Source organism: Aurantimonas sp. A2-1-M11 (assembly GCF_036549475.1).
Taxonomy (GTDB): domain Bacteria; phylum Pseudomonadota; class Alphaproteobacteria; order Rhizobiales; family Rhizobiaceae; genus Aurantimonas.
The window spans coordinates 1-9,224 of sequence record NZ_JAZHLI010000102.1 but is presented as its reverse complement, the minus strand read 5'-3'; the positions used below and the strand labels follow the sequence as shown (position 1 = coordinate 9,224).

The 9,224-nt window shown below is 62.2% G+C and carries 12 protein-coding genes and 1 pseudogene; 2 read left to right on the top strand and 11 right to left on the bottom strand.

Annotation, left to right across the window (positions count from 1 at the left end):
- Together VQ042_RS23445 and VQ042_RS23440 are read left to right on the top strand one after the other, a co-directional pair.
- Positions 1-352, top strand: a 352-nt coding sequence (locus VQ042_RS23445) for an amino acid permease (RefSeq protein WP_331822702.1), incomplete at its 5' end; no start/stop codon positions are given.
- A 2-nt stretch (positions 353-354) separates the two neighbouring features.
- A complete protein-coding gene (locus tag VQ042_RS23440; RefSeq protein ID WP_331822701.1) occupies positions 355-879 on the top strand; it encodes a hypothetical protein in 525 nt (174 codons plus the stop codon).
- A 161-nt stretch (positions 880-1,040) separates the two neighbouring features.
- On the opposite strand, the gene VQ042_RS23435 is transcribed toward VQ042_RS23440, so the two are convergent.
- The 11 genes and pseudogenes from VQ042_RS23435 to VQ042_RS23390 form a co-directional block, all read right to left on the bottom strand.
- Positions 1,041-1,334 carry a c-type cytochrome gene (locus VQ042_RS23435; RefSeq protein WP_331822700.1) on the bottom strand — a complete coding sequence of 98 codons (294 nt, stop codon included), beginning with the start codon at positions 1,332-1,334 and terminating at the stop codon, positions 1,041-1,043.
- The gene (locus tag VQ042_RS26170) at positions 1,258-1,473 is read right to left on the bottom strand and encodes a c-type cytochrome (RefSeq protein WP_442880199.1); all 216 of its coding nucleotides are present in this window, start codon (positions 1,471-1,473) and stop codon (positions 1,258-1,260) included. The genes VQ042_RS23435 and VQ042_RS26170 overlap by 77 nt, the downstream gene beginning before the upstream one ends.
- A gap of 129 nt (positions 1,474-1,602) precedes the next feature.
- Positions 1,603-2,952 (bottom strand): multicopper oxidase family protein, encoded by a 1,350-nt coding sequence (locus tag VQ042_RS23430; protein ID WP_331822703.1) that lies wholly within the window; start codon positions 2,950-2,952, stop codon positions 1,603-1,605.
- Between the two features lie 452 nt (positions 2,953-3,404).
- Positions 3,405-3,848: a DUF305 domain-containing protein gene (locus tag VQ042_RS23425; protein WP_331822699.1), complete on the bottom strand. Its 444-nt coding sequence runs from the start codon at positions 3,846-3,848 to the stop codon at positions 3,405-3,407.
- 75 nt (positions 3,849-3,923) lie between these two features.
- Positions 3,924-4,208, bottom strand: coding sequence for a copper-binding protein (locus VQ042_RS23420; protein ID WP_331822698.1), 285 nt, complete (start codon positions 4,206-4,208; stop codon positions 3,924-3,926).
- A gap of 31 nt (positions 4,209-4,239) precedes the next feature.
- Positions 4,240-4,722 carry a cupredoxin domain-containing protein gene (locus VQ042_RS23415; protein ID WP_331822697.1) on the bottom strand — a complete coding sequence of 161 codons (483 nt, stop codon included), beginning with the start codon at positions 4,720-4,722 and terminating at the stop codon, positions 4,240-4,242.
- 43 nt (positions 4,723-4,765) lie between these two features.
- On the bottom strand, positions 4,766-6,157 hold the full coding sequence (locus VQ042_RS23410) for a multicopper oxidase family protein (protein WP_331822696.1): 1,392 nt from the start codon (positions 6,155-6,157) through the stop codon (positions 4,766-4,768).
- Between the two features lie 17 nt (positions 6,158-6,174).
- On the bottom strand, positions 6,175-7,629 hold the full coding sequence (locus VQ042_RS23405) for a TolC family protein (RefSeq protein ID WP_331822695.1): 1,455 nt from the start codon (positions 7,627-7,629) through the stop codon (positions 6,175-6,177).
- A gap of 402 nt (positions 7,630-8,031) precedes the next feature.
- Complete coding sequence (locus VQ042_RS23400; protein WP_331822694.1) at positions 8,032-8,361, bottom strand: hypothetical protein; 330 nt, start codon at positions 8,359-8,361, stop codon at positions 8,032-8,034.
- 311 nt (positions 8,362-8,672) lie between these two features.
- A complete protein-coding gene (locus VQ042_RS23395; RefSeq protein WP_331822693.1) occupies positions 8,673-8,888 on the bottom strand; it encodes a hypothetical protein in 216 nt (71 codons plus the stop codon).
- Positions 8,889-8,906: 18 nt separating this feature from the next.
- Positions 8,907-9,224 (bottom strand): annotated as a pseudogene (locus VQ042_RS23390) (MFS transporter); the annotation flags it as partial.

Genomic DNA, 9,224 nt, shown 5'->3' with positions numbered 1-9,224 from the left:
AACTCGCGCACGACCTCCCGGCAACTCGTCAACGGGTCAAGCCGAAAGACGCAAGCCTGAAACCGCTCTGAAACAAAAAAATCTGCTCCCCGCGGTCCAGGCCGGATGCGTACTGTCTATCCTCGCCTTCAAGGGCTTCACGACCATCACAAACAGCGGCGCCGAGATCACCGACCCGCATCGCAATGTTGGCCGGGCCATCGTCTGGTCGATCGCGATCTGCATCGTCGTATATCTCCTCGTCGCCTTTGCGGTCGGCTCCAGCCTGTCGCTCGACCGCATCGTGCGGCGAAGGACTACGCGCTGGCCGAAGCTGCCCGACCCGCCCTTGGTCAGACCGGCTTCTACCTGACCGTGGCACTCGCGCTGGTCGCGACCGCATCGGGTCTGATCGCGAGCGTTTTCGCAGTCTCGCGGATGCTGGCGATGTTAACGAACATGAAAATGATCCCGCACAGCCATTTCGGGATGCCGGGCACGATCAAGGACCACACGCTGGTCTACACTGTCGTGATCGCAGGCTTTCTGACGGTCTTCTTCGACCTCAGCCGAATCGCTTCTCTCGGCGCCTTCTTCTACCTGGTGATGGACATGATCATCCACTGGGGCGTTTTCCGGCATCTCCGCCAGGAGATGGGCGCGCATGGCTGGGTGCTGCTGACGGCCATCGCGCTCGATGCATTTGTGTTGGCCGCCTTCGCCGGGATGAAGTGGCAGTCCGATCCGCTGATCGTCGTGATCGTCGTGATCGGCATCGTCGGCATGGCGCTGGTGTTCCTGTTCGTGGGGTTTTCCTGGCGCGCAATCCAGTCAGAGGAGGCAATCACGACCAGGGTTGAATTTGGCTTTAGCTTCCAATTATTGGAAGGCTCAATCTGAGACGAGGCAGCGAAAGGTTCGAAAAGCATGTAGCACGATCATAATCATGCGGCATCCGACGTACCAGCGGCGGCGCCTGACTGGATCGGGCAAAAGACTGCAACTATCTCGAGTCCGTGCTGGCGATTGGTGCACCACTGACGTCGTCGATAATGGCGGGTTCAGAAGATGCCGTTGGCCTTCTGAACCTCGCGGACATATGCGACGATGTCCGCGATCTGCCGCTGACTGACCCCCTCGACCGGCGGCATGTTTCCGAAACGCCAGTGATGGGCATGCACGCCTTGTGTCGCGGCGATCAGGAATACCTGGTCACCATGGTGGTTCGGCTCGTAGATCCGGTGGATCAGCGGCGGCCCCTGTTCGGCACCCCCGGCGTTATCGCCGTGGCAGGCAGCGCAGTTCGCAGCGAACAGATCCTGTCCCCGTTCCGCCTGGAAGGAGAGCTTGGGCATANTGGTGGTTCGGCTCGTAGATCCGGTGGATCAGCGGCGGCCCCTGTTCGGCACCCCCGGCGTTATCGCCGTGGCAGGCAGCGCAGTTCGCAGCGAACAGATCCTGTCCCCGTTCCGCCTGGAAGGAGAGCTTGGGCATATCCACGGCGACGATGTGCTCGGTGGGAGCTGGTCCGGTGGACGTGGCGCGCCACAGAAGGAACGCGCCGATCGCGAGCACGCCGGCCGATACCGAGATGGTGGTCTTCGACAGCCTCATCGGTATCCCTCAGGTCACTTCGAACCAAGTCATCATTCCGGCTGCGGCGTGCTCCAGCATGTGGCAGTGAAGCAGCCATTTCCCCGGATTGTCGGCCATGAAGGTGATCTCGATCGTCTCGTCGGGCATCATCAGGTCGGTGTCGCGCAGGACCGGGTTTGCAACCGGTTTGCCGTCACGGGAAACGACACGAAAATGATGACCATGGACGTGCATCGCATGCGGCCACCGGGTCGCGTTGCGAAGGGTGAAGACGATCGGACGGCCTCGCTCCACCGTCGCGAGCGGTTCGTCCATGTCGCCGGCCACGCCGTTGAACGACCAGACCCGGCTCTTTGAGACGAGTTCGCGCATGTCCATCCAGCGGCCCTGATGCGTGGCGCCCTGCATGCTGCCCATGGCACCGCCTTCCATCACGAGGTCGGTCCTGAAGGCGTCCGACAGATCGGTCACAAGCGCCGGGCCGGACATCGGCAACCCGAAAGGATCGGGATATTCGGATCGCATCGGCTCACCGTCCAGGACGAACGTTGCCATCTCGAAGGGCCCATCCCGCGTCTGGAGGGTCAGCGGCGTCGTGTCCCCGTCCGCTCCTGCAAAATCGACGAGAAGATCGGCCCGCTGTGCCGGCGCAAGCTGGACGGGACCGCTGAGCGTTTCAATCGCCGTCGGCATGCCATCGAGCGCCAGGAGACGCGACGGCAGATCCGCGAAGGCGATCTCCATGATCCGGGCATTGGCCGCATTGATCAGCCGGACCCGGATCCGTTCGTTCGGCCGGACCGCGATCTGCGATCCCAGACGTCCGTTGACCGTAGGCGTGTTGCCGATGCGGCCGCCATGTGCCCACTCCATGATACTGCCGAAGCCGTCCTCGATGGACCCGTCCGCGACGAGACGCCAGTCGTCGAGAACCAGGACGAGGTCACGATCGGCGCCCTTCCATGGCGCAGGCTCGTCGACGATCAGCGCGCCATGAAGACCGCGGGCATTCTGCTCCCATGATCGATTGTGGGAGTGGTACCAGTAGGTCCCCGGGTCCGGCGCCACAAACTCGTACGCGAATTGATCTCCAGGGGCGATCGCCTCCTGTGTCAGGCCGGGGACGCCATCCATTGCGTTGTCGATACGAATGCCGTGCCAGTGAACGCTGGTCGCCTGATCGAGGCCGTTCTCGACGTCGGCAGCCAGGCGCCCGCCTGCCCGAACCCGTAGGACTGGCCCCGGCGCAGTACCATTGAATGCCCAGACAGGCGTTGGGCCTGCGAATTTCTCGGGTACGATCTGCGTCTGGCCTGGTGCAGCGACGAGACGGCGTCGAGTGGCGGCAGCCGTTGATAATCCTGTCGTCGCAAGCATCGCGCCTGAGCCGAGCAGGAAGCTCCGGCGACTGATCGGAAAGGTCACCACGAATGCCCTCCCGGCCGGGAGAGATCTCCGTCGACCGCCGGTGCAGCCGTTTCCATTTGGGCGGAGGCATGTGTCAGGAAATCGCTCCTCTGCCGTCGCTCCAGGCATTGCTGGGCTTGTTCGACTGCGATGGCAGATGGACGATATCGGACGTTTTGGTCGGCCCGAGAACGCTCACCCGGGTCTTCAACACCCAGCGACCATCCAATCGATGCTCGTGCAACCTTTCCGTCATGCAAAGAACGCCAGATGACGGTCCGCATCTCATTGCGGGCTTCCACCCGGATGATCGTCCGATCGAGGTCTTCTCCTGCAAGATCGTTCACTGCCATAGTTGTGGCTTTCGCTCCGTCGCAGAAGTTTGCCGATGTCGAACTTGACGTGGACCCGGCGTATCAGTCCTAGCGCTCGAGATCGGCAATGAGGGCCTTCATTTCATCTATCTCCCGCCGTTGCGCCTCGATGATCTCATCGGCCAGCTTGCGAACCCGCGGATCGGAGATGTCGGCGCGCTCGCTTGTCAGGATAGCGATCGAATGATGCGGAATCATCGCCTTCATCCACGCAACATCAGCGATCGTGTCCTGGCTGCGAACGAGGTAAAGCGATGCCGCAAATACGAGAATCGCAGCCGCGAAGATCGAGAGGTTGGCCGTCTTGTTGCGATACATGCCAAGCATGAAGGCAAGCATGATGACGGCCATCGTCGCCCCCATGAAGATCGCCATCCAGGCACGGGTCTCGCTGAAATAGATGTGATCGAGGCTGTAGGTGTTCAGATACATCAAGCCGAACATCACGATCGTGGATGTCGCAATCATTGCGCCGAATGTCGAATATTTCATGGGTCGCTTTCAGCAATTTTTTGATGAGTCCATGAACAGTCCCCGCCGGACGATCGACCCCCGGCGGGGAAGTTCCTACTTCATTTCAACAATGGTCAGTTTGCCGCGGACCCTCTCGACAACAATTTCGATCGGCTGTCCTTCCTTGGCCGTCTCCAGCATTGCCGGATCGGCGACGGCGAAGACCATCGTCATCGCCGGCATGTCGAGGTTCACCAGTTCCTCGTGCTTGATCGTCAGTTTCTTGGCCTTTGTGTCGACCTTCTGGACGGTGCCCTTGGTGTAATCGGCTGCGGAGGCCGGAAGAGCCAGCGGAAGCGCCACTAGCGCCAAGGCAATGGACTTTGTGAATTTCGACATCGTGATCTCCTGATTGTTCTGGTCGATGGGGTTATTTGGCGACGACGGTCAGAGGACCGTGCATGCCGGATTCGTAGTGGCCTGGGATCAGGCAGGCGAACTCGAAGCTGCCGTCATTGGTGAAGGTCCATGCGATCTGGCCGCTCTCGCCGGGTTCCAGACGCACGGAGTTCGGATCGTCGTGTTCCATCTCCGGGAACCTCTCCATGAGCGCCTTGTGCTCCTGGTTCATCTCGTGCCCGTCCATGACGAACTCGTGCGCGATCTCGCCGTCGTTGTGGATGTCCAACAGGACTGTTTCTCCCCGCTTCACCTCGATGGATGACGGATCGAACAGCATGGCGCCATCGTCAGTCTCCATCATCTTGACCGCTATGGTCCGGCCCGCCTGGGCCGCCTCTGCCGGCTTGCCGAGCATCATCTCGTCCTCATGCCCGCCGGAATGGCTTCCGGCTGCCAGAGCGGGGGCGAGGGGCAGCATGGTGGCGAGAAGGAGCGTCGTGAGTTTGCGCATGAATGGTCCTCTAAGGTTCTGGTCAGTGTCCCTGTGTCCCGGCTCAGTGTCCGGAATGGTCGCTGCCGGCGGGCTTGATGGGCCTGGCGATTGACGTACGGCGCAGTGCAGCGCCATCGGCGCTGCCAGCCGGTGCGACTGGTGCCTCCGGGAGGGAGCCGGTCCACTCGTACGCCACGGTTCCGGCAGGAAATTCGTAATCGCCCGGATCGGCATAATCGTCGGCTGCAAGCCCGTCGCGAACTTTCATCACCGTGAACATGCCGCCCATTTCGAGCGCCCCGAACTGCCCCCAGCCGGCCATCATCGGGATCGTGTTATCCGGCAGTGGCATCGCCATCTCGGCCATTTCGGCCATGCCGGTTTCGCCCATCGGCATGTAGTCCGGTTGGATCTGTCGGATCTTCGCCGCAACCTTGGCCTTGTTGGCATTCATCGGCGTCGGGATGTCGTGCCCCATCGCGTTCATCGTGTGATGCGACTTGTGGCAATGCAGCGCCCAGTCGCCCGGATAGACCGCGTCGAATTCGTAGGCGCGCATCGCACCCACGGGAATGTCGATCGAGACCTCCGGCCAGCGGGCCTCAGGCCTCACCCACCCGCCGTCGGTGCAGGTCACCTCGAAATCGTAGCCGTGCATGTGGATGGGATGATTGGTCATCGTGAGGTTGCCGACCCTCACTCGCACCCGGTCGCCGGTTGATGCGACGAGCGGTGCGACATCCGGGAAGACCCGGGCGTTGATGGCCCACAGATTGAAATCGGTCATCTCCATGACCTTCGGCAAATACGCACCGGGATCAATGTCGTAAGCCGACAGCATGAAGACGTAATCCCGGTCGACCGGCATGAAGGTCGGATCCTTGGGATGAATGATGAACATGCCCATCATTCCCATGGCCATCTGGACCATCTCGTCGCCGTGCGGATGGTACATGAAGGTCCCGCTCTTCACCGCGTCGAACTCGTAAACAAACGTCTTGCCCGGCGGAATTCCCGGCTGTGTCAGGCCGGTCACGCCGTCCATGCCGCAAGGCAGGATTACGCCGTGCCAGTGAACGGTGGTGTGCTCCCTCAATCTGTTCGACACGAAGATGCGCACCCGGTCGCCCTCCACGCACTCGATGGTCGGTCCGGGCGCCTGGCCGTTGTAGCCCCAAAGATAGGCGGTCATGCCCTCCCCCATCTCGCGTTCCACCGGTTCGGCGACGAGGTGGAACTCCTTGACGCCGTTGTTCATGCGGAAGGGCAGCGACCAGCCATTGAGGGTCACGACCGGATTGTAGTCCGGCCCCGCCGTCGGAATCAGCGGCGGTTGCGTGGCCGCCGTCTCCATGATCGGCGCCTCCGGAAGCCCCATGGCCGACGTCTTCGACCAGGCGGTGATCCCCGCAAGGGCCGCTCCGGCACCGATGAATTGTCGTCTCGAAACCATTGTTCAGGTCCTTTCGATCAATCGTCGCCAGAGGCGGACGCCAACTCGGCGCCATCATCGGCTTCGGGCGCATCGCCGCCGCCGCCGTAGACGGCCGCGGTCAATGCGGCGTCGGCGAGGTGGAATTCGCGCTTGGCGTTGAGGGAGAGCAGGATCGCGTCGAGCTTCGCCCGCGTATCGGCGAGGAGATCGAAGGTGCTCGTGATCATCCCGTTGTAGGTGAGAAGGGCTTCCTTCTCGATCGTCGTGCGCAACGGCACGACGCTTGAGCGGTAGTGGCGAGCGATTTCGCTGCGACCGCGATAGGCCTTGTATGCGGCTCGCGCCTGCGACCGGACGTCGACGGCTTTCGCCGCCAACTGGTTGGCCGCCTTCAGGTGCTGGAATTCTGCCTTTCGAAGCCGAGCCTGCCCACTATCGAAGATCGGAATCTCAAGCCCCACTTCGATGATCCCCGAAACGACATTTTTCGTTTCTTCGGACCCGTCCTCCCGCTCCTCGACTTCCTTCTCCACTTCCAGGCCGGCAGCCAGTTCCAGGTCCGACACGTATCGCGTGGCCTTCGTCAGGCCATAGGATCGCGCGAGAGCCTCCAGTTCGAGACGCGCGACCTGAAGGTCGACACGGTTGCGGAGGGCTTCCGCCTCGATGGCATTGAAGCTCTTCAGTTTGCCCGGGAGGCCAGGCAGCGAGTTCGGCACCTCGAAATCGAGATTCTTCCCCCAGACGCCCATCACCCGGTACAGCTTCTCCTTCGCCAACTGGGCGGCCAGTCGCGCCTCGGCGGTAGTCCCCGTGAGTTCGGCATAGAAGGCCTGTTCGCGTGCCTGTTCGACCTTCGGCATCGCTCCGGTCCGACCCAGTTCGCTGGCCAGTTCCGCCGCGGCATCCGCAGCGACCTTGGCCCGGTTCAGATAGGCAACCGTCTCCCAGGCGGCGACCGCCTCGATCCACGCCTCACGCGTTCTGGCCGCAAGCGCCAGCGTTGCGTCGACGGCCCGCAATTGCGACTGGAGGACCCGGACCTCGGCAACGTCGAGGCGCCGTTCCCGGGTCATCATCCGGATGATGTTGGCGGCGATTACCCCCTCGATCGTCCGTCCGACACCAATCCCGCTGTAGGAAAGCGAAAGCCTCGGATTGACGGGGAGCCCTTCCTGCCAGAGTTCGGCAACCGACAGCCCCACCTCCGCATAGTCGGCCTGCAAGGCCTTGTTGCTGAGAAGCGCGACCTGCACCGCCGTATCGGCGCCGACATATTTGGTGCGGAGCAGGCCAGAGACCCGCTGATTGATCGCGGCAGCCTGCGCACGATCCTGGACCCAAACCGTTTCCTTGCCGAGGCGTCGCCCACTGTCGGCGGAAACGACGCTGAAGCCGAGATCGGGCTCGAACGTCTCCGAGGCCGCGACGCAGCCAGAAATGACCAGCGGCAAGAGAATAACGCAGCCCATCTTGAGGAGCGAACTCATCGTGACGGCTCCTGTCCGGCAGAGGGCGCCATCTCGACGGCGGTGCCGCGCCAGCCCCCGGGTTCACGAACATTGCGATGGGTATAGGTTCCGACCACCGGGTCACGGCCAGGTGTTCCGGCAAGAGCGGAAGGGTCATCGGGGGACGGGAAAGCGGTAATCTCAGGCAGACCCCGAGCTGCCTCCGCGCAGCCAACCAGAAGGAGGCCAGGCAGGACGCCGGCAATAATGGAGAATCTCATATTCGGACCTGAACGCCATACCGATCGCCGCAAGGCATGGCCTCGCGTGTTCGGTCATGGGGGGAAGATCAGGCTTCGCCGCTGGCGAATCCCTGACGTCTACGCTTTCGGCCAGGAGACGGTCGAAAGACGTAATAAGGCTGATGCCAGCCCCAGACGTTCAGATTCGAGGAGGGCGCTTGGCCGTCGGACCGGAATGACCGGTCAGATCGGTCACGATGACCGAATAGGAAAGATCGCGGCTGACCGGCACGTAACCCGTCGGAACGACAGTCTCTGGGATCGCCGTTAGGCAATGCGTCGCACAGTTGGCATCGCCGAAGACCTTGTGATCATGGCCCTCATCGGGCGCCTGATCATGCTCGTGCTGATGGTCTACGGAACCGCTCAAATCGGTCTCAACAGACATCGACACGGCATATGGAAGTCCCGCCGTGGTGGATGCCCCTGCACCAACCGACCCGACGGAGGACAAAATCAAGCCGAGCATGACAGCTACCGCGGCTAGCAGCCGAACTGTTATCCAGGCAGGATTTCGCGAGAACCTCATCGGACGGTTAGATATCAGAGACCCTTCGCACCGTCCATTCCCCATCCTATGATACGCGGCAATGAGAGATCGTCCTCCATATGGATTGTATCCCTCGCGGAATAAACCGTACTGCGACACGAGCCGACGCGGGGCGCGCCGTCTCGACTGGCTGGGGTAAAACGCCCTTTGAGATATTCTACCAGTGCCTTTGGCAGCGGAAAATTCCCGCTTCTCCGTCGTCACTCCGCACTGCGCCGCATTCTCTCCGATCATGCGGGCGTCGCGGAAAAACACTGATCCTCGAACCAGCGACGGTCCCGATAGTGCGAGAGAAAGCGACCGCAGGCCCAGTTCGCGAAAGAGCCGAGCGTGTTGCCGACAGTTGCGGTGGCGATGACGAACCATGGCTCGCCCGTCCCGCTGACGAGCAGCACCTCGGAGGCACCCGGCAGGATGTTGGCGGCCAGAAAGACCGACCAGAACACCCCGGCATAGGCGTCAGGTCACCCACCAGCGGTGCCGGTCGGCCAGGTCGCGTGGTGGTCGTCGATCACCAGGGCGTGCCGGTGGCGGATCGGCTGGTGGCGATGCGGATGGCTGTGTGGCTCCGGGCCTTCCCAGCCTTCGTGTTCGTGCCGGTGGTGCTCGTCGTGGACGTGAGGGGTGTCATGCACGAATGCCTGGTGGACATGCTCGACCTCGACGGGTTCGTTCGCGGGCCAAAGGACCAACGCCGAGGCAACGCCCGCCGCCGCACCCGCCGCCATGACGAGGAAGGTGGGACCGAGGCCGATCGTGGCGCCGAGCCACCCGGCCGCCGG